Source organism: Vitreimonas sp., assembly GCF_035627415.1.
Taxonomy (GTDB): domain Bacteria; phylum Pseudomonadota; class Alphaproteobacteria; order Caulobacterales; family Aquidulcibacteraceae; genus Vitreimonas.
This window is the reverse complement of the sequence record NZ_DASPLU010000033.1, coordinates 56992-81454: the sequence shown is the minus strand read 5'-3', so window position 1 is coordinate 81454 and position 24463 is coordinate 56992. Positions and strand designations below refer to the sequence as shown.

Below are 24463 nucleotides of genomic sequence, written 5' to 3'. Positions count from 1 at the left end.
CTGACGAATCCGGTGATTTCGGCGCGTGCGCGGCGTTGTGCGAGGAAGCGCGCCATGCATGACGTGGTCGCCGACAGCGACGAGATCTTGCTTGCCCGCATCGCCGCCAGCGACCGTGCGGCGTTCGCCCTGTTCTTCGAGCGCTACGCCGCGCGTGTAAAAGCGTATCTGATCCGTCTCGGCGCGCGCGGCGCCATGGCGGAGGATCTGGCGCAGGACGCCATGGTGGCCGTGTGGCGGCGCGCCGCGTCCTTCGATCCGGCCAAAGCGAAAGCCTCGACCTGGATGTTCGTCATCGCCCGCAACGCCTGGATTGATCGGCTGCGGCGGGAGCGGGTGGAGTTGGCCTATGCGAGCGGTCTCGATGTGAGCGAAGAGAGCGATGCCGAACGGCCGGACGCGGCCCTAGCGCGGGTGCAGTCGGAACAGCAGGTGCAGGCCGCGCTGCGGCTGCTGTCCGACGAACAGCGTGAAGTCGTCCAGCTCTCGTTCTTCGAGGATCGGCCGCATTCCGAAATCGCCGAGCGGCTGTCGCTGCCGCTCGGCACGGTGAAATCAAGGCTGCGGCTCGCGCTCGCCAAGTTGCGCAGCCATTGGGAGCAGGTTTCGTGAATCCGCGGCATCATCCTTCGGCCGACGTTCTGGCTGCGTATGCGGCCGGCGCGCTCGCGCCAGGCTTCGGGCTGGTGGTCGGGGCGCATCTCGAGCGCTGCGCTCAATGCCGCAAGCAAGTCGACGCCTATGAAGCGGCGTCAGGCGAAGCGCTCGCTACGCTCCCGGCCGTGGACCTCTCCAGCGATGCGTTGACGGCGGTGATGGCGCGCCTTCAGGAGCCCGCGCCGCCGCCGCCGCAACAAGACGCGCGGCCATTTATCGAACGGCTGCCGCTGAAGCCGCGCCGCTGGGTGGCGCCGGGCGTATGGGTGGCGGCGGTGGATACCCCTCACGCGCCGCAGGATCGCGTCTATCTGCTGTCGGTCGCGCCCGGCATGCCGACGGCGCGGCACGAGCACGCCGGCGCGGAGTTCTGCACGGTGCTGACAGGCGCCTATCAGGATGAGCTGGGCGTCTTCAGCGCCGGCGATTTCGCGTCTGCCGAACGCGATCTGAACCACCAGCCGCGCGTCATCGGCAGCGAGCCGTGCGTTTGCCTCTTCGCCACCGAGGGACGGCTCAAGGCGCACGGCCTGATTGGCCGGCTGGCGTTCGCCTTCGCCGACGTGTGAGCCGTCGCAAAGCGCCTCGCGCGCCGGCGTGACCTGCGGCATAGTCCGGCCGCTTCGTTCGCGGCGGAGTAACGCCCATGACAGATACACTCGCAGCGCCGGCGATGCCGGCGGCTCCAGCCCAACGTTCGAGCATCGCAGCCGGCGTCCGCATCAGCGAAATCGACATGCTGCGCGGTCTCGTCATCGTGCTGATGGCGCTCGACCATGTGCGTGACTACTTCTTCATCGGCGGCGGGCTCGCCAGCAATCCGCTCGATCCCGCCACGACGACGCCGTGGCTCTACACCACGCGATGGATCACGCATCTTTGCGCGCCGACGTTCGTCTTTCTCTCCGGCGTTTCGGCCTATCTGCAGTTCGCCAAAGGCAAGGCGACGCCGAACCTCTCGGCCTTTCTCTTCACCCGCGGGCTCTGGCTCATCTTTCTCGAAGCCACGGTGCTGAGCTTCGGCTGGTCGTTCGCCATTCCGTATCCGTTCTTCCTGCAGGTGATCTGGGCCATCGGCTGGTCGATGATCGCACTCGCCGCGCTGGTGTGGCTGCCGCGGGTGGCCGTGCTGGCGATCGGCGTCGCTATCATTGGCGGGCACAATCTGCTCGATCCGATCAACGCGCGCGAACTTGGCTCGCTCTCACTGTTGTGGACGTTCCTACACGATGGCGGCCCGATCTTCGCCGACGGGCGGCCCATCGGTCTGTTCGCCTATCCGATCCTGCCTTGGATCGGAGTCATCGCGCTGGGCTATGGCATGGGCGCGCTGTTCCTCGAGCCGTCGGCCAAGCGGGACCGCACCGTCTTTCTTATTGGCGTCGCCATGCTCGTCGTGTTCGTTCTGTTGCGCTGGACCATGATCTATGGCGACCCGACGTTCGCCACCGGCCCGGAGGCGGTCGCCCGCGACTGGCGTGAACAGGCGACGCTGGGTGCGGCGATCATGGTGTTTCTCGATGTGCAGAAATACCCGCCGTCGCTGCAGTTCACGCTGGTTACGCTGGGCGTTATCTTCACGATCTGGCCGCTGCTGTCGCGTCTGCGCGGGCCGGTTGGCGGCGTGCTCAACACGTTCGGGGCGGTTCCGTTCTTCTTCTATCTGCTGCACGTCTACCTCGTGCACGTGCTTGCGATCGCCGCGAACGCCGCCGCCGGCAAGCCGACCGACGCTTATTTCGGCTACATGCTGAACGTTTTCACGGCCCCGCAGAAGTTCGAGGCCGTTGGGTTCTCGTTGCCGTGGGTTTACTGCGCCTGGATCGTCGTGCTGGCGCTGCTTTACCCGCTCTGTCGCTATTGGCAGGGCCTCAAGGCGCGGCGGCGCGATTGGTGGCTCTCGTATCTCTAAGCCGCTTCGCGCAAGGACTCGGCGATCTCGCGCGCGAACTGGAGCATCGGCTTCGGCCGGTAGTGGCGGTCCGCCATCCAGCGCAGGCGCGCGACTTCGTGCAAGTCGCCATAGTTCGAAAGCCCGGCGCGCCAGCGCCGACCGGCAAGATCGAGCATGGAGCGGCGCCTGTCGAGAAGGGCAGCATTCAGCGGATCGATCTCGGCCATCGCCGCCGAGATGATCGAGCCCGGCTCGCGCATCAGTGCGAGACCCACCTGTTCTGCGCCTTCCAGCACCCAGAGAAGGGCGCAGTTCGAGAGCCCGCGCGAATCGTCGTTGCCTCCGACCGCGCCATGATCGCCCGGAAACCATGACTGCATCACGCGCGGGCGTGCGCCGGGCGTGTTGAAGGCGTCGACATTGCTCCACAGCGTCGGCGCGAACGCCGCGCGCTGTTCGTCGATCGCCACCGCATGCCGCGCCGAGTGCACCGCGCGCGACAGCGTCGTGTCGTGGAAAAGGTAGCCCTGGTTGAGCCCGACCGAGATCGGCAGCACGCGCGGAATGCCGAGCGAACCCACCGTGTCCCAAACGCCGACATAGCGCAGGCGGAGATCGACCGGCGGCGTATCTATGGTCGCGCCGTCATTGCCGAGCCGAGGCCACGCGATCGCATGGGCGGCGCGGAAGCGGGCGGCGAGGAAGGTATCGGCGCTGACTTCGCGGTGCCGGTAAAGCTCCAGCGCGGCGCGCGCCTTGTCGACGTGCGCGCGCCGCAGCACGCCGCACTTGCGCAGTAGGCCGGCGAGGCTCCGCACCGTATAGGCGCCGCGCGAGAAGCCGAACAGGTAGATCTCGTCGCCGGGTTCGTAGTTCAGGTTGAGGAAGAGGTAGGCGTCGAGCAGATGATCGTCGAGATCGGCGCCGGTCATGCCCTGCCAGATGCTGACGCCGTACATCGAGGCGCCGACACCCGCCGAGTAATAGACGATCTGCGGAACGCCTCTCGCATCGCGCGGCGCCACAGCGCGCGCTGTCAGTGCGACATTGGTCAGGCTCGCATTGTAGAGCCGCTGCCAAGTGCCGTCGCAGCAGATGACGATGCGCTTCATGAGCTCAGCACGAACACCGCTTGTTCTGAGAACCAGTTCGCGCGCCAAAGCGTCTTGGCGAACGGCGCGCCGGCGTGGCCGCGCGAGAGCGGCACCGCGCGCTCTACTGTGAGGCGCAAGCTCCGCGCCATCTCGGCGAAGTCGCGCACCGTGCATGGGGCGTCGTCCGCCCAGGCCGCGAGGCGGCCGCTGAACATGTGCTTCGTGCGCGCGCGCCAGTGGCCCGCATTGTTGATCGAGACGATCACGCGCTCGCCCACGCGCGCCGCCGTTTTCAGCGCCGCTTGCGGGCGCTGCAGCTTCATCAGTGCGTGCGAGAAGATCACGTAGTCGAACGCGGCGGTCGGAAATGCGTCGAGATCGCGCTCTGCGTCGCCTTGCACGACCGAGAGCCCGCGCGAAACGCAGCCGTGCACCTTGCTCGGATCGAGCTCCAGCCCGCGCGCGCGGGCCGAGCATTCGCGCGTCAGCAGCCGCATCAGGGCGCCGTTGCCGCAACCCACGTCGAGCACGCGTGCGCCGTCGCTCACGAGCTGCGCGATGACGTCATGGTCGGCGCGCGGCTCGCTGTCGAGTTCGAGCGGCGCAGGGCGGACGAGTTCGAGTTGCGTCATCAGCCTGCGCCTCCTTGCAGCGCCAGCGCCCGAGCCGCCGCCGCCGCATCGATGAAGCCGGTCAGCGCCGCCTCGAAGGCCGGCTCGTCGCCGAGAAAGGCGTCGTGTCCATGTTCGCTCTTGATCTCGACAAACGAGGCTTCCGCGCCGGCGGCGATCAGGGCGCGCGCCACTTCGCGGCTCTCCTCTATCGGATACCGCCAGTCGCTCGAGAACGCGAACACGCCATGGCGCGTCTCCGCGCCCCTGAACGCATTGGACAGCTCGCCGCCGAAGTCGCGGCCCAGGTCGAAGCCGTCCATGGCGCGTGAGAGGTAGAGATAGGAATTCGCGTCGAAGCGATCGATGTAGCCGGCGCTGTTCGTACGGGCGCCGGCGGCGTCGCTGTCGACGGAAGCGAAGCCGAAGCGCTCCTTGGTGCGGGCGTTGTCGAAGCGCGCGCGCACGTCCCGCGCCGAGAGTCCCGCGATCGCCGCCGCCGTGCGCGCCACGGCGATGCCGCGCGTCGGCCGCACGCCGTGGGTGAGATAGGCGCCGTTGCGCCACTCGGGGTCGGCCATGATCGCCTGGCGGCCAAGCTCCGCGAGGGCGATGTTTTGCGCCGACTGCTTCGCCGCCGCGGCCACGGTGGCGCAGGCGAACACGCGCTTCGGGTAGGCGCTGGCCCAATTTAGAGCCTGCATGCCGCCCATGCCGGCGCCGATGACCAAAAAGAGGTTCTGGATGCCGAGCGCTTCGATCAGCATGGCCTGGGCGCGGACCGTATCGCCGATCGTGATCGGCGGCAGGCGTAAACCATAGGGCTGCCCGTCCGGCGCGATCGTGCCGGGGCCGGTGGAGCCCATCGAGCCGCCTAGTGTGTTCGCGCAAATGACGAAGTACCTGTTGGTGTCGATCGGCCGCCCGGGACCCACGATCCGCGGCCACCAGGCCGGCCGGCCGGTCACGGGATTGGGGCTCGCTACGAACTGGTCGCCGCCCAGCGCGTGGCACACCAGCACCGCGTTGGTGCGCTCGTGGTTGAGGGCGCCGTAGGTCTCGAACGCTACCGTTAGCGGCGCGAGCGTCTCGCCGCTCTGCAACTGCAGCGGGGAGGACGCGTCGAACGAGAGGGACCGAACGCCTCCCGCCGCCTGCAGTTTCGCCGCCGCTCCGCCAGCATGAATCATGTGCGCATGCATAAACTGCTTCGCTGCTTAAGCATCCCCCGAAGCGGCGCGGCGCTGTTGATGACGCGCATCTGGCGCGGACGTTGGCGGTACCGGCGAAAGGCGTCTATGGTCGCCGGCCTATGGACGACGCCCGTTCCCCGCCCGACGATTCGAACGATCCGATTGGATCGGTTCGGCGCCAAATCGACGAGATCGATTCCAAGCTGCTTGCGCTGGTCGCCGAGCGGCTCCAGCTGGCGGACCAAGTCACCGAGCTGAAGACGCCGCAAGCCGGACTGCCGATCCGGCCGGGCCGGGAGGTCGCGTTGCTGCGCCGCCTCGTCAAGGACGCGCAAGCGCCGCTCGAGCGGGAACTGGTGGTCGAACTCTGGCGCGCGTTGATCGCCGCGTCGTTGCGCCGCCAGCGCGTGATCGACGTGGTCGTGGGCGGCGGCCGCGATCCGACGCGGCTGTTCGATATCGCCCGACGTCATTTCGGCGCCCGAACGCGGATCAAGGACGTCGGCGAACCGCAGACGGCTTTGGCCAAGGTGGTCGAGAATCCGGAGACCACCGTCGCCGTCACCTGGTGGCCGGCGGCGCCCAATGTCGGCGCCTGGTGGCCGGCGCTGAGCGAGCGGCGCTATCACGCGCTCAACATCATTGCCGGTCTGCCGCTGCTGCAGACGACGGAGGAGCCGGAGGCCGCCGTGTTCGCCGCCAGCCCGCACGAGCAAGCGGGCAACGATGTGACCATGCTGTTCGTGTTCGACCGGCATCATCGGCTGCAGCGCGCGCTGAAGGACGCCGGCCTCGCCGGCGCCGAGGTTTCGCGGGCCGAGCCGCGGGCGCTGGTGCGGATCGATGGATTCGTCGCTGCGGACGATTCGCGCCTTGCCGTGATGGCGCGCACGCTCGCCGACGATGTGCGCGTGTTGGGCTCCTACGCGCGCATCTGATGCCCATGGTGTTCGACCGCATCGCCATTATCGGCGTCGGCTTGATCGGCGCATCGATCGCGCGCGCCGCGCGGCAACATGGCGCCGCGAATACGATCGCGCTTTATGACGCTAACGCCGAGGTCCGCGAGCGCGCGCGCGCGCTTGCGTTGGGCGAAGTGTTCGATGATCCGGAGAAGGCGGTCGCGAAGGCCGAACTCGTTGTGCTCGCGACGCCGGTCGGCGCGATGGGCGCCGCCGCCGCGGCGTGTGCGCGCGGGCTGAAGATCGGCGCGATCGTCACCGACGTGGGCTCGGTGAAGCAGGCTGTGATCAGCGCCGTCGCCGCTGTGTTGCCGACATACGTCTATTTTGTCCCCGGTCACCCGTTGGCTGGCACCGAGCATTCCGGCCCGGACGCCGGTTTCGCGACGCTCTTCCACAATCGCTGGCAGATTCTGACGCCGCTGCCGGACCAGGGTCCGTCCTATCCCGCTGCGGTGGATCAGCTGGAAGAATTCTGGCGCGCGCTCGGCGCCAATGTCGAGCGCATGGATGCGGAGCGCCACGATGTGGTGCTCGCCGTCACCAGCCACCTGCCGCACCTGATCGCGTTCAATATCGTCGCGATGGCGGAAGATCTGGAGAGCGTCACCGAGAGCGAAGTGGTGAAGTATTCCGCCTCGGGTTTCCGCGACTTCACCCGCATCGCCGCATCAGATCCGACGATGTGGCGCGACGTGTTCCTGAACAACCGCGAAGCCGTGCTCGAAGTGCTGGGTCGCTTCTCGGAGGACTTGGCGGCGCTGCAGCGGGCGATCCGCTGGGGCGAAGGCGACACGCTATACGATCTGTTCGACCGCGCCCGCCGCATGCGCCGCGAGGTCATCGAAGCCGGGCAGGACACGCCTGCGCCGAACTGGGGGCGGGAGAACTAGGCCATGCGCATTCTTCTGGACACCGACGTCGTCGTACGGGCGTTCAGAAGCCCGGAAAGCGCTTCGGCGGCCCTGATCAAGGCAGCCAGGACAGGGCGCGTGACGCTGATTGCGAGTTTAGCGACCGCTTTGGAATATGAGGCCGTGCTGGGGCGCGCCGAGATCGTCGCCGGAACCGCGTTCGCACCTGAGGAGGGGGCGCGTTTCGCGCGCGCAGTCGCATCACTTTGCGAACCCGTCATTATTCACCGAACGTGGCGGCCGAGGCTTCGCGATCCGAATGATGAGCACATGTTGGAGGCGGCTCTTAACGGTCGGGCTGAAGCTATCGTGACTTTCAACCGACGCGATCTCGCTCCCGCCGCTGAGTTCGGTTTGAGGCTCGTTCTGCCACGTGATATCCTCGCCGAACTGGAGACCAATGATGGCTGAAGATGGCGCCATCCATTTGCCGCGCGAGCTCAACGAGGCTTTGACTGCCGAAGCCGAACGAGCGGGCGTGAGCGTCGACACCTTGGCGGAGGAGGCGATCCTGCGCCACTTGGAAGCGCGAAAAACACTCGCGCATTTCGCTGCGCTTAAGGCAGAGGCGGATCTGGACTTTCTTGATCGCGTGCTCTCGCGTCAGGGGGGCGAGGCGCCGTCCGAAGACGATCGTCTGCCTCGGCGCTAGTACACCGCCGGCAACGTACGCACCCCGACTCCTTCCAGCCGCAGCACGCCGCCAGCCGCATCCACATCGAGCGTGATATCGTCGCCACTGAGCGCGAACGCGGTCGCGAGTAGGCCGATCGCCCGGCGCGCATCGTCATCGACGTTCGGGCCGTTGGCTATGGCGGTGAACACCGGCGCCGGCTCCTCGATCGGCAGCGCGAGCGAGCCTTGCAGGCGGCGCTGATCGTCGAGGCCGCCCCAGCCTTGTCCCGTCGTTTGCAGCGGGCCCCAATGCAGCGCGAGCGCTTCGAAGCGCAGACGCCCGTTCGCTTCGCGCCATGGCGCGAGCGGATCGCCGGGCGAGGGCGCCATCAAGGCGGTCGCTTGCTCGACGACGATGGCGGCGCGCAGCATAGGCACGTACTGTCCGAACGCTTCGAAGCTCCGCACCGGGCGCGGCAGCGTCAACCGCTGCGCATCGAACGAGACCTGGTACTCGCCCTCGGCGCGCGCGTCCGGCCGCACCGTGACGACCAGCTTGCCGATCCCCAGCACGCCGTCTTCGTTCGGATCGTCGAGCGCCAGATTGTCCGCCTCGATGCCGGCCGCGGCCACGCGTCGGCCATTCATGCGCAGCGTCGCGATCAGCGCCTCGGCGGTGATGTTGGTCACCGCGCCGCCGGCGCGCGCGAAGACGATCGGCGCTTCCGCTTCGAGCGTCGCGTGTTGCGGATTCAAGATGTTGAGATGGAGGTCGACGCGCTCTGTCGACGCTTCCCAGCCCCCGCGCGCTGGACCATAGACGGCGTTGCGCAACTCGAACCGCAGCATCACCGGAAAGCCGCGTCGCACGATGCGCTCGACCTCTACGTTCGCGCCGCGCGCCTGCTGATCGGCGATCGCGGCGCGGATGCGCTGCTCAGCCGCGTTCGCGACGATGTTCCAGTAAGCGAGCCAGCCGATCGCGAGCACGATGAACACCGCCCAAGGGGCGGCCAGCCAAACATACTTGCGTGTCATGCCGCGACGCTGCGCCGTTTCTCTGGCGGCAACAAGGCCTCGCTCTCGGACTCGATGACGCGTTCGAGCTCGCGCATGAACTCGTCGCGCGGCAGACCTGCCGGTATCGGCGGCAGCACCTTGAACGTGACGTGGCCCGGGCTGCGCATGAGACCCTTCGGCTTCCAGATGAGACCGGTGTTGAGCGCCACCGGCGTCACCGGCACGCCGAGATCCTTGTACATCGCCGCGATGCCCGGCTTGTAGTCCGGCGCGGCGCCCAAGGGCTGGCGGGTGCCTTCCGGGAAGATCAGCACTTGCCGGCCCTTGGCGACGGCCTCGCGCGCGCCGCGCACGACGCTCTTCAGCGCTTTGGCGTGGCCGCCGCGATCGACGGCGATCTGGTTCTTCTTCAGATACGCGCCCATCACCGGCGTTGCGCCGAGCTCGGCCTTGTAGACGTAGGTCGGCTTTTTCAGAAATAGCGACGGCACGATCGTGTCGAGCATCGACTGGTGCTTCATCGCCACCAACGCGCCGCCCTCTGGCACATTCTCCAAGCCTTCGAAGCTCACGCGCGCGCCGATGATCCAGCGCAGGCCCCAGAGCGTTGCGTGCGACCACCAGCGCAGCGCCGTGTAGACGTGCCTGTCGTCCATCAGCACGAATGGCCAGAGCACGAGGCCGACAAACGCCATAGAGGCGTAGAGCCAGACGGCGAAAATGAACGAACGCAGCAGCTTCATGCGCCGTCTTTAGCAGTCTCGCCGCCGCGGCCAAGATCGATCACCGCCTCGCGGCTGCGGATCACGAGATACTTCACGTATTCCGAAGCGAGCCTGCCGGCTGCGCCGAGATCGCTGCGCCACAGCGCCGGATCGGTCCAGCGCGTGCGCACCGGATAGGGGTGAATCTCCGCCTCGGGCATCGCCAGCGACAGTTCGGCGTGCGAGCGCGGCATGTGATAATCGTCGGTGACGAGGATGATTTTCGTGTAGCGGTGCTCGCGCGCCCAGGCCGCGGTTTCGGACGCGTTGCCGAGCGTGTCTTCCGCCGAGCGGCCGATATCGATGCAGCATTCGGCGAGATCGGGATCGACTTCGAGCGCCACCCGCAACAGCTCCTCATCGGTGACGACGCGGTTGACGCCAGAGATCAACAGCCGCTCGCCCCTGCGCTCTTCGAGCAGCCGCACGCCGGTGGACAGCCGCGTGAGCGAACCGCCGGTGAGCGCGACGATCGCATCCGCCTGCGGCGGCGGCGCGGGGGGCTGACGCACGCGCTCGGCGAAATTCCAAAGCCCGGCGACGAACAGCAGGACGAGGCCGATGCCGACCCATGTCAGCACCACCCGCATCAGCCGAGCCTCGCCGCCTTCGCGTGGAAGTAAGCTGCGGCGCTGCGCGCCCCCGCGCCGGCGGCGACGGCCGCGCCCAGCGGCGCGGCGACGATAGGCGCAAGATCGATCGGCAGAATCATCGCCGGCAAAGTCTCGGCGCTCGCGCCGGGAATGACCAGCAGCATCACCGCCAGCGCGCTCAATCCCGCGAGCACGCCGCCGATCAGACCTGCATACAAGCCCATCACCGCCGCCTCGTCGGCGATCCGGCCGGCGGCCTGGCTGCGCGTCGCGCCGAGATCGCACATCACGGTCACGAGTTCACGCCGACGCGCCGCCAAGCCCCGCGCCGACAGCGAAACGATGACGCCCATGATCAGACCGAACGCGACCGCGCCCCACAGCGCGGCCGTGCGCACGTGCGCGGCGACGCCGCCGCCGGCGGTCTCCGCGGGCGCGGCGATCACTTCGGCCGTGACCCCGCTCTGAGCGAGCGCCGCTGTAATGTCTCCGGCCGCATCCACGGCCGCCGGGACTGGCGTCATTTCGATCTCGATCAGCCGAAGGGCCGGGATGTCCGCCGGGCTGACCTCCGCGCCGCCCCATTCGGTCAGCAGCTCCGCAGCACGGACGGCCGTCATCCGTGCGGCGCTGACGACGTGCGGCGCCTGCGCAAGCGCGCTCTCGGCCGCCATCAGCCCGGCCGATCCCTCCGGCGCGAGCACGCGGACGATCGCGTAGGCGTTGCGCTGGTTCTCGTACTCGACGGCGAGGCGATCGACGGCCCGCGCCGCCAATCCGGCTGCCGCCGCGGCGAAGGCGGCGAACATCAGGGTCAAGAAGAGGGCGCGTTCGACGCCGGAGAGCGCGTTTTTCATTCCTGCGCCTCAGCTTCCAGCGGCGCTGCGGCCTTGGCCACGCGGCCGCGGTCAATCCGCCATACGTCCATCGGCGCGCACTCCGCCAGGCTCTCGTCTTGGCTCGCGATCACCACGCCGGCGCCCACGCGGCGCATTTCCGCCAGCAGTTTCACCACCCGTCGGCCATCGGCCGGCGACATGCCGGCGGTCGGATCGTCGGCGAGGATCAGGTGCGGCTTCGCCGCCAGCGCCCGTGCGATCGCCGCGCGCCGCCGCTCGGCGCCGGAGAGCTTCTCCATCGCCAAGTCCGCCGCTTCGCCGATGCCGACGAAATCCACAAGTTCGCGTACGTCCTCGGCGTAGTCCCGCGGCTTCTTGCCGAGCATGCGCAGCGGCATGGCGATGTTGTCGAACGCGCTCCAATGTTCGATGAACGTTGGAGTTTCAGCGACATAGCCGATCTTGCGCTTCACCTCGGCGAGCTGGCGGCCGTTTGCGCGGGCCACGTCCACGCCCATGATTAAAGCTCGTCCAGAACGCGACGGCAGCGCTAGGCGCAGCAAATGCGTTAACGTAGTCTTACCGGCAGCGGCGGGACCGGTGACGAGCGCGACTTCTCCAGCGCGCGCCTCGAAATCTACACCCAGAAGCACGGTAGCGGCGCCATAGCCGGCGTCCACGTTCGCGAGGCGGACCAAGACTCCGCGCTCGAACAGCTCGAGATCAGTGGGGTTTAACCGGGCCATAACTAGACAAGCTAAATAGAATCAAGGCACGACCGAAAGTTACTGGGGCAGCTGAACGTTTCATTACCATGATCCTAACATGCACGTCTTGCTCAACTCGCTATTACGCTGACGACGCGGCCATCGGCCCGGCGGGCCGTACCGTGCGTTGCGCCGCCTGCGGGTTCTCATGGTTCGCCGAACCGCAGCTCGAGCTGCGGACCGCAGCCGAAGCGCCGGAAGCCGTGCGGGCCGAGGCGCCGCCGGCGCAAGAGCCGCTGACCCGTGAGCGGGTCGAGCGCCTGCGCCGCGCCGCCGAGCAGCCCGGCCCGGCGCCGTCCGCCGCCGCCAAATTCCGCGCCCAGCAGGCCGAGCGGATGCGCAAGGAACGCGCCCGCGCCGCCGCCGTGGTCTGGACCGCGACCGCCGCTTCGCTGGCCGCGTCGGCGACGGGCATGGTCGCATTCCGGCAGGATGTCGCCGAGATCTGGCCGCGTTCGGCCAGCGCCTTCGCTGCGCTCGGGCTCGACGTGAACGTCTACGGGCTCGAATTCTACGACCTCGCAGTCGAGCGCGCCTTCGATGGTCCGACGCCGATCCTGCTGGTCAGCGGCGAAGTCCGCAACATCGGCCGCGACGACAAGCTCGTGCCGCCGGTGCGCGTCTCGCTGCGCGACACCAACTCGCAAGAAATCTTCGAGCTTGTGAACGCGATCACAGATCAGCCGATCGCCGCGGGCGCTTCGCTGCCGTTCCAGATTCGTGTCGAGAACCCGCCAGCCGACGCCGTCGATCTCGAAGCGACGTTCGCCAACTTCAACGAAGCGGCGTTCGCCGGCGGTCCGGCCGTCGTCTCGCCGAGCGCGCCTGCCGAAGAGCCGCTGCTGCTCGATCAGCCGGCCGAAGAAGCGCCGCACGAGACGGTGAGCGAGATCGGCCCGATCGAAGGCCTGCGCACCACCAACGGCTGAGACGCGCTTGCGCGTCCTGCTCGACGAAACCGAGATCGCCAAGCGCGTGGAGCAGCTAGCGGACACGCTCGCGCTGGTCGACGACGGCTGGACCGTCGTCGCGCTGCTGCAGGGCGCGATCCCCTTCACCGCCGACCTCATGCGCGCGTTCGAGCGGCGCGGGCGCCATCCGATCTACGATTCACTCTGGCTCGAAAGCTATCGCGATGCGCGCGAAAGCTCCGGCAAAGTGGTGGTGCGCGCCGACATCTCCCGCCCGATCGAAGGCCGGCCCGCGCTCATTGTCGACGACGTGTTCGACAGCGGCCGCACGATCGCTTACGCGCGGGCGCACCTGTTGGCGAAAGGCGCGACGCAGACGCTCGCCTGCGCGTTCGTGCGCAAGCCGCAGGCGCTGGGTGAACCGATCGACGCGATCGGCTGGGACGCGCCCGGCGATTTCCTCGTCGGCTACGGCATGGACGACAAAGGCCGCTATCGCGGCCTGCCGTATATCGCGGCGGTGGATTAGCGCCTACGCCGCGTCTTTCAGCTCCACGATCACGCGCGTGCCGTTTTCGCTGCTCTCGGTCGAGAGCGCGCCGTGCGCCTGACGCACAAACGCGTCCACCAGGCGTTGACCTAGTCCGCCTTGCGTCGGCTTGGCGGCGCCCGCGGCTTCAAGCCCAACGCCATCGTCCTCCACACGCAGCACCCAGCCGTCGGCGCTCCGGCGCAGGCTCACGTCCACGGTTCCGGTGTCGCGGCCGACGAACGCGTGCTTGGCCGCGTTGGTGACGAGCTCGTTGATCAAGAGCCCAATCGAAACCGCACGGTCACGGTCCATGCGCCCTTCGTCGGCGGAGCAGGAGAGCGTGATGGCGCCACGGAGCGTCAGCGCCTGGGCCAACGCATCGCACAAGCCTTCGATGTACTCGCGCATCGCGACCGAGCCCACGTTGCGCGGATCGTGATAGAGGTGCTGGTGCGCGCGGCCGAAGCTGTCGACGCGCGCCAGCACTTCGCTGAGCGCCGCCTTCACGGTCTCGTCGGCCGAGCGGCGCCGCTGCATATCAATGAGCCCCGTCACCATCGCGAAATTATTCTTGATGCGGTGGTCGACCTCGCGGAGCAGCAGCGCCTGCTCTTCGAGCTGCGCCTTACGCATGCGGTTGTTGTTCTGCGTCGCCTGGCGGAAAATCTCGGCAAGACCAATCACGAGCAGGCCCGTGAAGAAGATCACCGCCATGCGCGGCGCGTCGGCGGTATTGGCGAGCCGAAAGCTCATTTGCTCGGGAATGACGAAGTACCAGGCGGCAAGCTCCGATATTACGAGCACCAGCAGGCCCGATTGCCAGCCCGCGAACAATGTCGCCGCCAGCACGGCGGGATAAATCACGGCGAAGGGCGCCGAGCCCGGCGCTGCGGCGTTGATGCCGAGCCGCAGCAGCACCTCTACGCCGAGGCAGAAGATCGCGAATGCGATCTGACTGAGCCATGCCGGCAGCGGCGCCAAGCGTTCGCGAACGTCAAATTCGCCCAAATGTGATGCGACGCGATGCGGCATTCGCTCAATGCCAACAACGGGGCGCGCATGCCGTCAAGCTGAAACCCTGCGCGCCCCAACCGGGTTAACAGCTGATCCTCAGCGTTGCAGGAACGAAAGCAGCATTGCGCCATCCGCGCCGTCGGCCAAACGCAGTTCGAGCGCACGCTCGCCGGCAATGAAGTCGGCGTCCACTTCGCCGATACGGCCGCATGTGTAGGTGAGGCGTGTCTGCGGCGCTTCCGCGAGCGTTCCGGTCCAGCGGTCCATCAAGCTCGTCGGCGTGGTGCCGGCCCAGTTCAGCGTGACCGCGCCGGTTGCTGCATCTTCGGTGACTTCGAGCGCGATCGCCCGCGTGCCTGGCCAACCGGTGGCGCCGCCGATGCGCTGTGCGCTGGCGAGATCATAGAGTCCGGGCGTGATGCGGCCGCCGCGCAGGTCCATCGCGGCGGCGGCGGGCGCTTCGGTCACGCTGATCTGTTTGGCGACGTCTGGCGTCACCGTGTTGCAGGCGATCTCTTGCGGCTCCGGCCGCGCCGGCGTTTCGGCGCTTTGCTGCGCCGGCGGCGAACAGGATGCGGCGATGGCGAGCATGGCGGCGGCGAGTGAGCGTCTCAGCATCGGCAGTCTCCGCGCATAAGATTGGAGCGGCCGCCGCTCCTCGGCAAGCTCAGCTGTCGCCGAAGCGGTCGAGCAGGCGGCGAAGATACTCGCGTTCCGCCTCGGGCCGGTTCGGATCCTGAGCGCGGCGGCGAATTTCGTCAAAAATTTCTCTCGCGCGCGCCGGATCGGATTGGCTCGGCACCGATGTGCCTTCGCCGCTATCGGCGCCGCCTGTGGTGCGGCCGAGCGGATCACGGTTGCCGGCCGAGCCTTCCTCGCCTTGCCCGCCACGGCGTTCTTGCCCGCGCGCGCGCATCTCGGCCGCCAGCTCTTCGGCGCCTTCGCGCAAGCTGTCGAGCGCGGCCGATTGCGCGTTCTCGGCGGCTTCGAAGTCGCCGCGGCGCAGCGCCTCCTCCGCGCGGCGCATCGCTTCGCCCGCCGCGTTCAAATCCTCGCTCGGAGCGCCGCCGGCTTGTTCGGCCATACGCTGCGCCTCAGCAAGGCCTTGGCGGATTTCAGCCTGGCGTTGCGCCAGCTCTGCGCCGCCCATACCGCCCTGCTGATTGCCGCCGCTGCCGCCTTGGCTCTCCTGCTGTTGCTGTTGTCCTTGTTCCTGCGCCTGTTCGGTTTGATCGCGGAGCGCGCGCTGGTCGCCCATGGCTTCGGAGAGCTGGTCTATGCTCTCCTGCATCTGTTGCTCGCCTTCGCCTTCGCCTTGCTCGCCTTCGCCGCCTTGCGATTCCTCCAGCCGCACCTCGAGGTTCTGCAGGATGTTCGCCAGCATCTCGAGCATCTGCTGCGCTTCAGCGTGGCGGCCTTGTTCGGAGAGGCGCTGCACTTCGTTCAGCATCTCCTCAATGTCGCGGCCGCTCAGCATCGTTTGATCTTCCGTGTCCTCCATGTTTTGTCGGTCGCCATTGCGCAGCGCTTCCTGAACCAGGGCCTGCATGTAGTTTTCGGTGGCGCGCCGCAGCGCGTCCATCAGCTGACGGATGCGCTCGGGCGGGGCGTTTTGCGCCAGCGCTTCGGCGAGCTGTCGTTGCGCTTCCTCCAGCGCGCGCCGCGCGTCGGCCGCGCCGCCATACTCGGCCCGCAGCGCCGTGCGCCAGAGCGTATCGGCGGCGATCTCGGTGTCATCGATGTTGCGGGCGACGTCGAGTTCGGCCCGGGCGGTGCTGAAACCCAGATAGACGGCGAGGTCGCGGAAGTAGCCGTCCTGCGGCGTCATCGTCAGCGCATCGATCAGCCGCGCGGCGCGGCGAACGCCTTCGGGCGCCCGCTGCAACGCTGGACGGCGATCGTAGTCGCGCACTTCGATCCGCTGGTTGCCGAGCAGAATGTCGCCGGCTGGAATGGTGCGGCGACGCGCGGGCCGCTCTTCGCGATAGGGGCGGCGCTCGGCGAGGATGTGGCGGCGGATCTCGATCGCCGCGCGCGCGAGCGGTTGCAGAAACACCTTCTCCGGCAGGGTGAAGCGCATCGCTTCGCTGACGCCTTCCTGGCCCTGGGCGTCGAAAGCGACGATCTGCGCTTCCACTTCCATGCCGGCGTACGGGTGCGCGGCGAGGTCGATCTCGGTTTCGCTCTCCGCTTCGCGCGGATCGCCGGCGGGCGTCTCGAGTTCGGTGTCGATCGGATCGGCGTGCGCAAGGCCCGGCGGCGGGCGCACCGGCCGCACCCGTAGCGCGAGGCGGCGGACGCCATAATCGTCGCGCGCGCGCCAGCCGATCGTCACGTGCTCGTCCGCGAGCTGTGCGAGGGGAGCGGTGAACGCCGCGCTCGGGCGCGCGTCCCGTGCAGGGGCGATGCGCCAATGGCCGCGGGTGTGAAAGCGCACGATCTTCAGTCGGCCCGCGCCCGGCAGCTGCATCTTCGCTTCCCAGGCGCCGTCTGCGGCGCGCGTGAAGCGCACGCTCTGGCGCCGGGCGCCGCCTTCGAACACGAGCTGCGGCGCGCCGGTAGGGCCGGTCAGGCGCACCGTGACTTCAACCGACGGCGGGGTGGCAACCGTATCGCCGAGACGATCGCTCAGCGAGACGGGCGCTGCGTGCGTGTATTCCGCCGGCGCCGCCCAGGCTTCGATCGCCATCTCTTGATCGCCGAAGAAAGGGCCTGGATCGGGAAGGAAAGCGCGCGCGAGCCGATCGGGCGCGTTGAGATTGCCGATCACCAGCGCAAGCACCAAAGCGGCGCCGAGCACGTAGCGCAGCCAGAAAGGATCGCTCTTGCGCAGATCGACCGAGGTGTTTGCCCGGTCGGTTCTTTCGACCCGCTCCAAGGCGCGCTCGCGCTCGCGTTTCCAGAACGCCATCGCAAGAGGATCGAAACGTGTGGGCTGGTCGCGCAGCGCATCGAACGCGCCGGTGTCGAGCCGGCAGTCCGCGGCGAGCCGGGCGCGCGCTTCCTCCTCGCTTGGCGCGCGCCAGCGGCGGGCGATGCGCCAGGCGAAATAGACGAAGCCGGCCAGCGCCGCGGTTGCGGTCAGACTTTGCATCAGAAGCGGCAGCCGCTCGTGGACGCCGAGCATGGCGATCACGGCCCAGACGCCCGCCGCCGCCACAAACGGCAGCCACGCGCCGAACGCACGTTCGACCGTGAGCCGGCGCCGGGCGCGGGCCGTCTCGCGGGCGAGCTGGTCGAGGGCGTCCTGTAGTCTCATGCCGCAGGGCGACCCTAACAGGGCGCCTCTGGCCAAACCATGACTAAGGCCAGCCGCGAACAGCCGTTCGTCGCTAACCTCTGTTTAATGCGCGGGCGCGCCGACCGGCGCGACGCCCCAGGACGGCGGCGGCGTGGGGACCGGCCGGGTGAGATCGAACTCGAGGCGGAAATGCCGGTTCGGACGCCGGAGTTCGTAAGCGAACGTCCGGCCCGGATGAACCTCGACCGCCCACACATTGGCGACCGAAGCCGGGATGTTGTTGGCCGTGAAGAGCTGGCGCGAGTGTTCGTCCGCCGGGAATTCCTGGCGCACGGCCGCGCCCGCGCTCGCAGTGTCGCCGCCGTACTGCGTCAGCACATCCTCGGAGCCGTCTTCATGGCGGTGATCGTGCTTGAGCCGGAGGCCGCCCTCGGTGCGCGTGATCACCCAGGTGCGCGAACGGTTCTCGCCGACATTGAATGGAATACGCACTTCGTCGGCGCTGCAATCGCGCACGTGCATCACCAGCCGCTCCGACGCGAAGTTCGCATCGGCCGCATCCGTCGTGACGACGCGGCCTTCATAGCTCTGGCCGCAGAGCGCCGAGAGGTTGGCGAAGAAGGCGTCTTGCGGCGACTCTGGCGGCGCCGATGCGCACGCGCAGGCGGTCAGCACGGCGGCTGCGGCGAACAAAGCTTTCATGCCAAACTCCCTACAGCCAATCCGGCGTACGCTCGAGCGCGAGCTGATCCTCGAGCGTCCAGCGGCGGCGGACGATTTCGTATTCATCGCCGCGCACCAGCACTTCCGGAACGAGCGCGCGCGCGTTGTAGGTGGACGCCATCACCGCGCCATAGGCGCCCGCCGTCATGAAGGCGACGAGATCGCCCGGCTCGAGGCTGGGAAGCGCACGATTGCGGGTGAAGGTGTCGCCGGTTTCGCAGATCGGGCCGACGACGTCGTAGCTCTGCAGCGGCGCGCTCTGCGCTTGCTTCAGCGGCTTGATGTCGTGGTAGGCGTCGTAGATCGCCGGGCGGATGAGATCGTTCATGCCGGCGTCGAGCACCAGGATCGGCCGGCTCGGCCGCTCCTGCAGCCGGATCACGCGCGACAGCAGCACGCCGGCGTTGCCGGCGATCATGCGGCCGGGTTCGAACGCGAGCGAGATGTCCATGCCCTCGAACACGCGATTGACCATGGCCGCGTACGCGGCGGGCGAGGGCGGATCGGGCTCGTGGAAGTACGGCACGCCGAGGCCGCCGCCCAGGTCGAGCCGCTCGATGCCGACGTCCTCGCTGCGCAGCTGTTCGGCCATGCGCCGCAACGCTTTGAATGCGGCTTCGAGCGGCGCGAGGTCTTTGATCTGGCTGCCGATGTGCACCGCCAGCCCCTTGGCGGCGAGACGCGGATCGGCGTGCGCGCGCTTGTAGAGCGCGAGCGCCTGATCGATCGAGACGCCGAACTTCGCATCGCCTTTGCCAGTCGAAATTTTCTCGTGTCCGCCGGCGCCGACATCCGGGTTGACGCGGATGGCGATGGCGGGTTTCGCATTCAGCGCCGCGGCGCAGCGCGAAAGCGTTTCCAGCTCGGCGATGCTCTCGACATTGATCTGATGCACGCCGGTTCTGACGGCGAAAGCGAGTTCGTCTTCCGTCTTGCCGACGCCGGAGAAGATGATGCGCTCCGGCGGCACGCCGGCACGGAGCGCGCGCTCGATCTCGCCTGCGCTCACCGTATCAGCGCCGGCGCCGTTACGCGCGAGCGTCGCCAGCACGGCGATGTTGGCGTTCGCCTTGACCGCGAACGCGACCAGCACGTCAAGTGGCGCGAAGGCCGACTTAAAGACGTGGTAATGCCGCTCCAGCGTCGCTGTGGAATAGATGTAGACTGGCGTGCCGACCGCTTCCGCGATCTCGGCCAGCCGTACGTCTTCGCAGCAGAGTTCGCCGTCGCGATAGTCGAAATGGTTCACGGGCTCGTGGCGCCGCTCTGGTATTCCTGGCAGCGCGGGTCGAGCGGCTGGTTCTCTTCGATCTGGCGCTGGCACTCGCGGCGGATCGCTTCTTCGCTGTTCCAGAGCGGATCGGGGCGCGCGAGGTCGCCTTTGATGCCGCAGGCCGAAACCAGGGTGAGGGCGCCCAGCGCGAGAATGAAGCGGCTCATTTGAACAATTCCTTCCAGCGGTCGACCTGTTCGCGCACGCGCTGCGGCGCGGTTCCGCCGTAGCTATCCCGGCTCTCGACTGATTTTTCAACCGTCAACAGTGTGCGCGCGGCGTCGGTTATGCGCGGCTCGACGGCCTGGAAGGCGGCGATCGGCAGGTGCGCCAGGTCGACGATGCCAGCCTCCTCGGCGCGGCGGACGATTTTGCCGGTGATCTCGTGCGCTTCGCGGAACGGGACCTTGAGTTCGCGCACCAGCCAGTCGGCGAGGTCGGTGGCGGTGGAATAGCCCCTCGCCGCCGCCGCGCGCATCGCCTCGCGCTCGAAGCGGATGGTCTCGATCATGCCGACCATGGCCGTGAGCGAAAGTGCGAAAGCGTCGAACGCGCTGAAGGTCAGCGCCTTGTCCTCCTGCAGGTCCTTGGCGTAGGCGAGCGGCAGTTTCTGCACGATCGCGTTCAACGCCGCGAAGTCGGCGCCGATGCGGGCGGCCTTGGCGCGGATCAGTTCGGCCGCGTCCGGATTGCGCTTTTGCGGCATGATCGAGGAGCCGGTCGACCATTGGTCGCTCAGCCGCGCGAAGCCGAACTGCGGGCTCGTCCACAGTACGATCTCTTCGGCCAAACGCGAAAGGTGCGCGGCCGAGATCGAGAGATTTGCCAGGGCGGCGAGCGCGAAATCGCGCGAACCGACGGCGTCTAGCGAATTGTGCGCCGGTTCATGGAAGCCGAGCGCGGCGGCGGTGCGCTCGCGGTCGATCGGGTAGGACGTGCCGGCGAGCGCCGCCGCGCCCAGCGGGCATTCCCACTGCGCTTCGAGCGCGCCGCCGATCAGGCGCACCCGGTCGCGCTCGAACATCGAGACATAGGCGAGCAGGTGGTGGCCGAGCGTGATCGGCTGCGCCGTCTGCAGGTGGGTGAAACCAGGCATGATCCAGTCGGCGTGCGCTTCGGCTTGCGCCACCAGCGCCTTCTGCAGCGTGCGCAGGCCATCGCCCGCTTCGCGCGCCGCGCGCATGGTCCAGAGCTTGAAGTCGGTGGCGACCTGGTCATTGCGCGAGCGGCCGGTGTGGAGCCGTTTGCCGGCTTCGCCGATGCGCTCGGTCAGCCGCGCTTCGATGTTCAGATGAATGTCCTCGAGTTCGGCCGAAAACGCGAAGCGCCCGTCGAGGATCTCCGCGGCGATCTGATCCAGGCCGGCCTGTATCGCGGCATTGTCCTCTTGCGTAATGATCCCTTGCGCGGCCAGCATGTCGGCGTGAGCTTTCGAGCCTTCGATGTCTTCGCGCCAGAGGCGCTTGTCGACGTCGATCGAGGCGTTGATCGCCTGCATGGCGTCGGCGGGCTGGGCGGCGAAGCGGCCGCCCCACATCTTCTGGCCCCGAGCGGCGGCGTTGGACGAAGGATCGGACTTGGACACGAAAACGGGTACCTCTGAGTCGCAAAAGCCGTGGGCTTTGTGGGCGGCGCTGGCGATGTTGGCGTTTGGGGCGGCGGCCGTTCTTTACGTGGTTTTCGCCGCCGCTTCAAAGCCGGAGCAGAGCCAAGGTCTGATGCGATTCGCACGCGGCGAAATGCAGCGGCTGATCATTTTGCCGGATCCGCCGCCGCTCTCGTCGCGGACGCTGCGCGACGGCGCAGGGGCGGAAACCAACCTGACCGCGTTCCAGGGCGAAGTTCTGGTGGTGAACCTCTGGGCGACGTGGTGCGCGCCGTGCGTGGAGGAAATGCCGACCTTGGCGGCGCTGCAGCAGCGCTTCGAAGGCCGGCTGCGCGTGATCCCCGTCAGCGTCGACAGCGCAGGCGACTTGCAGAAGGCGCAAGCGCAATTGGCGGAGTTGAGCGGCGGTCGGCTGCCGTTTCTGATCGACATCACCCGCGGCGTTCTGTTCGACGCGCAGGCGCCGGGCATGCCGGTCACGATCATCTACGATGCAGATGGCAACGAACTGGCGCGGCTCGCCGGCGGCGCCGACTGGTCGAGCGAGGAAACGGCGGCCTTGTTGGAAGCTGTGTTGGCGGGAGAGGCGGCATGACGCCGATGATCGAAACGGAACGGGTGAGGCTGCGCGGACACAACCTCAACGACTTCGATTGCTCCGCCGCCATGTGGGCGGATGAGAACGTCACCCGCTTCATCGGCGGCAAGCCCTCTTCGCGCGAGGACAGCTGGCGCAGGTTCCAGACTTATGTCGGCCACTGGGCGCTGATGGGTCACGGTTTCTGGCTGATCGAAGAAAAGGCGAGCGGGCGCTTTCTCGGCGAAGGCGGCTTCGGCACGTTCAAGCGCGAAATCGAGCCGCCGTTCGAGGCGCCGGAACAGGGCTGGGTGTTGGCGCCGCACGCGCATGGCAAAGGCTACGCCCACGAAGCGATGCGCGCGGCGATCGCATGGGGCGAACAGCATTTCAAGCGTAGCGATTTCGTCTGCCTGATCGCCCCGGAGAACGCGGCGTCGCTGAAGCTGGCCGAAAAGCTCGGCTACCGCGAATTCGGGCGCGCGCCGTATCGCGGTGAGCCGTCCGTTCAGTTGCGCCGCACTTAGAGGAAAGGCGAGAGCGCGAGCCGCACGCGCGAGCTTTGCGCCAGCACCTGGCGATAGGACGTCGCGGTTTCCGGCGCGGTCGGTTGCGGCCAGAGCGCAACAAAACGATCGATCTCACGGCGCGCCTCGTTGTAGGCGCCCGCATTCTGCCGCCGCATTTCGCTTTCGCCGGCGCGCAACGCGGCTTGTGCGGCGAGGGCCGCGCCCATCGAGTGCTGGTACTCGATCGGATCGACGAAGTCGGCTTGCACGACATGCTGGTAAAGGCCGCTGGCGATGTCGACCATGCGCGCCGCGGTGACGGCGGGCTCGCCGTCGAGCGCACTGGCGGCGCGGTCGATTTCCGCTTCGGCGGCGTTCAGCCGCTGCACGCGGTCAGTCGCGGAGAGATCGGCGGCGGCGCGAACGATGTCGGCGTTGAGCGAGCCGAAGCGGTCGGCGGCGGGATCGTAGACTTCGAGCAGGCCCTGCTGGACCAGAACCGCGGCTTCGTCTGGGCTGTTCGCGGCGATGGCTTCGGCGGCCATCACGAAGCCTTTCAAGTGGTTGAGCCGCAGCACGGTAAGCTGGTCGCCGGTGAGGCCGGCATAAGCGCTGGCCACGCCCGCTTCGCCGTGCTCGCCGCCGGCTTCGCCGATGGCCGCTTCGCCGGCTTCGCCGGCGGGGGCCGTCGCAGCGCCGTCGCCTTCCCCAGCTTCACCGGCTTGTCCCGGTTCGCCGCCTTCGCCGCCTTCGCCGCACGCCGCCAGCGCCGTCAGCGCCACCGCCGCGCCGGCTGTCCGCCAAGCCTTGAACTTCCAAGCGATCATGCGCCCCTCCGACAAATCGAAGCGCCCCCTCTAGCACATGCGAACCGCTCGCAAGAAGCGCAAATTGCCGCGATCAGCCCGGACCGCTGTCGCCGCCTTCGCCGGACTCGCCGTTTTCACCCGACTCCCCGCCTTCGCCCCGTTCGCCGTCTTCTCCGGATTGAGCTGGCCTGTCGTCGTCAGTGGCCGTCCCGGCCGGTTGGCCGCAGGCCGCTAAGCCGGCGACCGCGGCGGCGAGACCGATGCTGCGCCAGGGCCTCAGCGTCCAATTGATCATGCGGCGTTCTCCTCGTTGGTCTCACATCAAAGCGCGGCCGACGAGAAGGTTGCTTCAGCCGCGCTCTCCGCGCTCACCGCGTTCGCCGTGCTCCCCATGCTCGCCGCGCTCGCCCCGTTCGCCGCGCTCGCCTCGTTCTCCACGCTCGCCGCGTTCGCCGCGCTCACCACGTTCGCCCCATTCGCCGCGTTCGCCGTAATAGCCGTAGCCGCCATGATAATAGCCGTCGGAGTGGGCGCAGGCGCCGAGACCGACGACCGCAACCGCGGCGCCGATCGTGCGCCAACGCTTGAGCTTCACTGAGACCATTGCTTTTCTCCTGACGTCGCCGGCGGCATCGTCATATTTCAAAGCCCTCGTCCTGACTAAGGTTGCACATGAGTCTGATCCTTCAAGAGGTCCTGGCGCCTGAAGATTTGAACCGGGTGCGCGCGGAACTTGCAGCCTTGACGTGGAACCCTGGCAAACGCACCGCCGGCGCGGCGGCGCGCGGTGTGAAAGAGAACCTGCAGGCGGACGGTTCAGACCCGCGCACGCAAGCTTTGGAGCAGTTCGTCGTCGATGCGCTGCGCCGTCATCCGCTGTTCGAGATCGCGGCGCGGCCGGCGAAGATCTCGCGGCTGCTGTTCTCCAAATACGAGCCGGGCATGACCTATGGCGCGCATACCGATGACGCGCTGATGGGCCCGCGCGAAGAGAAGCTGCGCACCGATCTCGCCTTCACGATCTTCCTTGCCGATCGCGCGAGCTATGAGGGCGGGGCTCTGGTGCTCACAAGCGCGCTCGGCGATCAGGAGATCGCGCTCGATGCGGGCGACGCGATTCTATACCCTGCGGGGTCGATCCACTATGTCGCGCCGGTGACGCGCGGCGCACGGCTGGCGGCGGTGGGTTGGATACAAAGCTTTGTTGCCGACGCCGCCCAGCGCGAGACGCTGTTCGATCTCAGCGTTGTGCGGGGGCGGCTGAGCGAAGCAGGCGTGGCGCGCGAGGAGCTGTTGCGGCTGGACAAGTCGATCTCCAACCTGCTGCGGATGTGGGCGCGCTAGA

At 67.8% G+C, this 24463-nt stretch carries 30 protein-coding genes; 12 read left to right on the top strand and 18 right to left on the bottom strand.

Features of this window, described 5'->3' with window-relative positions; all coding sequences use genetic code 11:
* Nucleotides 1-54 precede the first annotated feature (54 nt).
* The 3 genes from VEA80_RS18190 to VEA80_RS18180 all read left to right on the top strand — a co-directional run bounded on the left by VEA80_RS18190 (nucleotide 55) and on the right by VEA80_RS18180 (nucleotide 2569).
* The gene (locus VEA80_RS18190) at nucleotides 55-612 is read left to right on the top strand and encodes a sigma-70 family RNA polymerase sigma factor (RefSeq protein ID WP_325062205.1); all 558 of its coding nucleotides are present in this window, start codon (nucleotides 55-57) and stop codon (nucleotides 610-612) included.
* Entirely contained in the window at nucleotides 609-1226 is a 618-nt protein-coding gene (locus tag VEA80_RS18185; RefSeq protein ID WP_325062204.1) for a ChrR family anti-sigma-E factor, read from the top strand. Before VEA80_RS18190 ends, VEA80_RS18185 begins: the two co-directional genes overlap by 4 nt.
* A 77-nt stretch (nucleotides 1227-1303) precedes the next feature.
* Entirely contained in the window at nucleotides 1304-2569 is a 1266-nt protein-coding gene (locus VEA80_RS18180) for a DUF1624 domain-containing protein (protein ID WP_325062203.1), read from the top strand.
* On the opposite strand, the gene VEA80_RS18175 is transcribed toward VEA80_RS18180, so the two are convergent.
* The 3 genes from VEA80_RS18175 to metX are packed head-to-tail and all read right to left on the bottom strand — an operon-like array spanning nucleotide 2566 to nucleotide 5446.
* Nucleotides 2566-3663 (bottom strand): DUF2235 domain-containing protein, encoded by a 1098-nt coding sequence (locus tag VEA80_RS18175; protein WP_325062202.1) that lies wholly within the window; start codon nucleotides 3661-3663, stop codon nucleotides 2566-2568. The two genes, VEA80_RS18180 and VEA80_RS18175, sit on opposite strands and share 4 nt — an antisense overlap.
* Nucleotides 3660-4277 (bottom strand): methionine biosynthesis protein MetW, encoded by a 618-nt coding sequence (locus VEA80_RS18170; protein ID WP_325062201.1) that lies wholly within the window; start codon nucleotides 4275-4277, stop codon nucleotides 3660-3662. Before VEA80_RS18170 ends, VEA80_RS18175 begins: the two co-directional genes overlap by 4 nt.
* Nucleotides 4277-5446 (bottom strand): homoserine O-acetyltransferase MetX, encoded by a 1170-nt coding sequence (gene metX / locus VEA80_RS18165; protein ID WP_325062200.1) that lies wholly within the window; start codon nucleotides 5444-5446, stop codon nucleotides 4277-4279. Before metX ends, VEA80_RS18170 begins: the two co-directional genes overlap by 1 nt.
* A 122-nt stretch (nucleotides 5447-5568) precedes the next feature.
* Here metX and VEA80_RS18160 point away from each other — a divergent pair, with 122 nt between their 5' ends.
* Genes VEA80_RS18160 through VEA80_RS18145 form a run of 4 tightly spaced genes read left to right on the top strand, consistent with a single transcriptional unit; the run spans nucleotide 5569 to nucleotide 7977 of the window.
* A complete protein-coding gene (locus tag VEA80_RS18160; protein ID WP_325062199.1) occupies nucleotides 5569-6387 on the top strand; it encodes a chorismate mutase in 819 nt (272 codons plus the stop codon).
* Nucleotides 6387-7304 carry a prephenate/arogenate dehydrogenase family protein gene (locus tag VEA80_RS18155; protein WP_325062198.1) on the top strand — a complete coding sequence of 306 codons (918 nt, stop codon included), beginning with the start codon at nucleotides 6387-6389 and terminating at the stop codon, nucleotides 7302-7304. Before VEA80_RS18160 ends, VEA80_RS18155 begins: the two co-directional genes overlap by 1 nt.
* Before the next feature lie 3 nt (nucleotides 7305-7307).
* On the top strand, nucleotides 7308-7736 hold the full coding sequence (locus tag VEA80_RS18150) for a PIN domain-containing protein (protein WP_325062197.1): 429 nt from the start codon (nucleotides 7308-7310) through the stop codon (nucleotides 7734-7736).
* On the top strand, nucleotides 7729-7977 hold the full coding sequence (locus tag VEA80_RS18145) for a hypothetical protein (protein ID WP_325062196.1): 249 nt from the start codon (nucleotides 7729-7731) through the stop codon (nucleotides 7975-7977). Before VEA80_RS18150 ends, VEA80_RS18145 begins: the two co-directional genes overlap by 8 nt.
* On the opposite strand, the gene VEA80_RS18140 is transcribed toward VEA80_RS18145, so the two are convergent.
* Genes VEA80_RS18140 through VEA80_RS18120 form a run of 5 tightly spaced genes read right to left on the bottom strand, consistent with a single transcriptional unit; the run spans nucleotide 7974 to nucleotide 11902 of the window.
* Complete coding sequence (locus tag VEA80_RS18140; protein ID WP_325062195.1) at nucleotides 7974-8978, bottom strand: DUF2125 domain-containing protein; 1005 nt, start codon at nucleotides 8976-8978, stop codon at nucleotides 7974-7976. The two genes, VEA80_RS18145 and VEA80_RS18140, sit on opposite strands and share 4 nt — an antisense overlap.
* Complete coding sequence (locus tag VEA80_RS18135) at nucleotides 8975-9703, bottom strand: lysophospholipid acyltransferase family protein (protein WP_325062194.1); 729 nt, start codon at nucleotides 9701-9703, stop codon at nucleotides 8975-8977. The genes VEA80_RS18140 and VEA80_RS18135 overlap by 4 nt, the downstream gene beginning before the upstream one ends.
* Nucleotides 9700-10314 carry a YdcF family protein gene (locus VEA80_RS18130; protein ID WP_325062193.1) on the bottom strand — a complete coding sequence of 205 codons (615 nt, stop codon included), beginning with the start codon at nucleotides 10312-10314 and terminating at the stop codon, nucleotides 9700-9702. Before VEA80_RS18130 ends, VEA80_RS18135 begins: the two co-directional genes overlap by 4 nt.
* The gene (locus tag VEA80_RS18125) at nucleotides 10314-11174 is read right to left on the bottom strand and encodes a hypothetical protein (protein WP_325062192.1); all 861 of its coding nucleotides are present in this window, start codon (nucleotides 11172-11174) and stop codon (nucleotides 10314-10316) included. Before VEA80_RS18125 ends, VEA80_RS18130 begins: the two co-directional genes overlap by 1 nt.
* Entirely contained in the window at nucleotides 11171-11902 is a 732-nt protein-coding gene (locus VEA80_RS18120; RefSeq protein WP_325062191.1) for an ATP-binding cassette domain-containing protein, read from the bottom strand. Before VEA80_RS18120 ends, VEA80_RS18125 begins: the two co-directional genes overlap by 4 nt.
* Nucleotides 11903-11970: 68 nt before the next feature.
* Here VEA80_RS18120 and VEA80_RS18115 point away from each other — a divergent pair, with 68 nt between their 5' ends.
* Both VEA80_RS18115 and VEA80_RS18110 read left to right on the top strand, forming a co-directional pair.
* Nucleotides 11971-12852 (top strand): MJ0042-type zinc finger domain-containing protein, encoded by an 882-nt coding sequence (locus tag VEA80_RS18115; protein ID WP_325062190.1) that lies wholly within the window; start codon nucleotides 11971-11973, stop codon nucleotides 12850-12852.
* Between the two features lie 7 nt (nucleotides 12853-12859).
* Nucleotides 12860-13363, top strand: a complete 504-nt coding sequence (locus VEA80_RS18110; RefSeq protein WP_325062189.1) for a phosphoribosyltransferase — start codon at nucleotides 12860-12862, stop codon at nucleotides 13361-13363.
* A 3-nt stretch (nucleotides 13364-13366) separates the two neighbouring features.
* On the opposite strand, the gene VEA80_RS18105 is transcribed toward VEA80_RS18110, so the two are convergent.
* The 7 genes from VEA80_RS18105 to argH form a co-directional block, all read right to left on the bottom strand.
* Complete coding sequence (locus tag VEA80_RS18105; RefSeq protein ID WP_325062188.1) at nucleotides 13367-14398, bottom strand: sensor histidine kinase; 1032 nt, start codon at nucleotides 14396-14398, stop codon at nucleotides 13367-13369.
* A 78-nt stretch (nucleotides 14399-14476) separates the two neighbouring features.
* Nucleotides 14477-14998, bottom strand: coding sequence for a hypothetical protein (locus tag VEA80_RS18100; protein WP_325062187.1), 522 nt, complete (start codon nucleotides 14996-14998; stop codon nucleotides 14477-14479).
* 49 nt (nucleotides 14999-15047) lie between these two features.
* The gene (locus tag VEA80_RS18095) at nucleotides 15048-17639 is read right to left on the bottom strand and encodes a DUF4175 domain-containing protein (RefSeq protein WP_325062186.1); all 2592 of its coding nucleotides are present in this window, start codon (nucleotides 17637-17639) and stop codon (nucleotides 15048-15050) included.
* Nucleotides 17640-17723: 84 nt separating this feature from the next.
* Nucleotides 17724-18323, bottom strand: a complete 600-nt coding sequence (locus VEA80_RS18090; protein ID WP_325062185.1) for a hypothetical protein — start codon at nucleotides 18321-18323, stop codon at nucleotides 17724-17726.
* 10 nt (nucleotides 18324-18333) lie between these two features.
* A complete protein-coding gene (gene lysA, locus VEA80_RS18085) occupies nucleotides 18334-19593 on the bottom strand; it encodes a diaminopimelate decarboxylase (RefSeq protein WP_325062184.1) in 1260 nt (419 codons plus the stop codon).
* The gene (gene lptM / locus VEA80_RS18080) at nucleotides 19590-19784 is read right to left on the bottom strand and encodes an LPS translocon maturation chaperone LptM (protein ID WP_325062183.1); all 195 of its coding nucleotides are present in this window, start codon (nucleotides 19782-19784) and stop codon (nucleotides 19590-19592) included. Before lptM ends, lysA begins: the two co-directional genes overlap by 4 nt.
* Nucleotides 19781-21154 carry an argininosuccinate lyase gene (argH, locus tag VEA80_RS18075; protein WP_349257282.1) on the bottom strand — a complete coding sequence of 458 codons (1374 nt, stop codon included), beginning with the start codon at nucleotides 21152-21154 and terminating at the stop codon, nucleotides 19781-19783. Before argH ends, lptM begins: the two co-directional genes overlap by 4 nt.
* 103 nt (nucleotides 21155-21257) lie before the next feature.
* Here argH and VEA80_RS18070 point away from each other — a divergent pair, with 103 nt between their 5' ends.
* Nucleotides 21258-21818, top strand: a complete 561-nt coding sequence (locus tag VEA80_RS18070; RefSeq protein WP_325062181.1) for a TlpA disulfide reductase family protein — start codon at nucleotides 21258-21260, stop codon at nucleotides 21816-21818.
* Nucleotides 21815-22327, top strand: coding sequence for a GNAT family N-acetyltransferase (locus tag VEA80_RS18065; RefSeq protein WP_325062180.1), 513 nt, complete (start codon nucleotides 21815-21817; stop codon nucleotides 22325-22327). The genes VEA80_RS18070 and VEA80_RS18065 overlap by 4 nt, the downstream gene beginning before the upstream one ends.
* Here VEA80_RS18065 and VEA80_RS18060 read toward each other — a convergent pair.
* The 3 genes from VEA80_RS18060 to VEA80_RS18050 form a co-directional block, all read right to left on the bottom strand.
* Entirely contained in the window at nucleotides 22324-23136 is an 813-nt protein-coding gene (locus tag VEA80_RS18060; RefSeq protein WP_325062179.1) for a hypothetical protein, read from the bottom strand. The two genes, VEA80_RS18065 and VEA80_RS18060, sit on opposite strands and share 4 nt — an antisense overlap.
* 73 nt (nucleotides 23137-23209) lie before the next feature.
* On the bottom strand, nucleotides 23210-23413 hold the full coding sequence (locus tag VEA80_RS18055) for a hypothetical protein (protein ID WP_325062178.1): 204 nt from the start codon (nucleotides 23411-23413) through the stop codon (nucleotides 23210-23212).
* A gap of 54 nt (nucleotides 23414-23467) precedes the next feature.
* Nucleotides 23468-23722, bottom strand: coding sequence for a hypothetical protein (locus tag VEA80_RS18050; protein ID WP_325062177.1), 255 nt, complete (start codon nucleotides 23720-23722; stop codon nucleotides 23468-23470).
* Between the two features lie 68 nt (nucleotides 23723-23790).
* Between VEA80_RS18050 and VEA80_RS18045 the strand changes: the two genes are divergently transcribed.
* Nucleotides 23791-24462, top strand: a complete 672-nt coding sequence (locus VEA80_RS18045) for a Fe2+-dependent dioxygenase (RefSeq protein ID WP_325062176.1) — start codon at nucleotides 23791-23793, stop codon at nucleotides 24460-24462.
* Nucleotide 24463 lies beyond the last annotated feature (1 nt).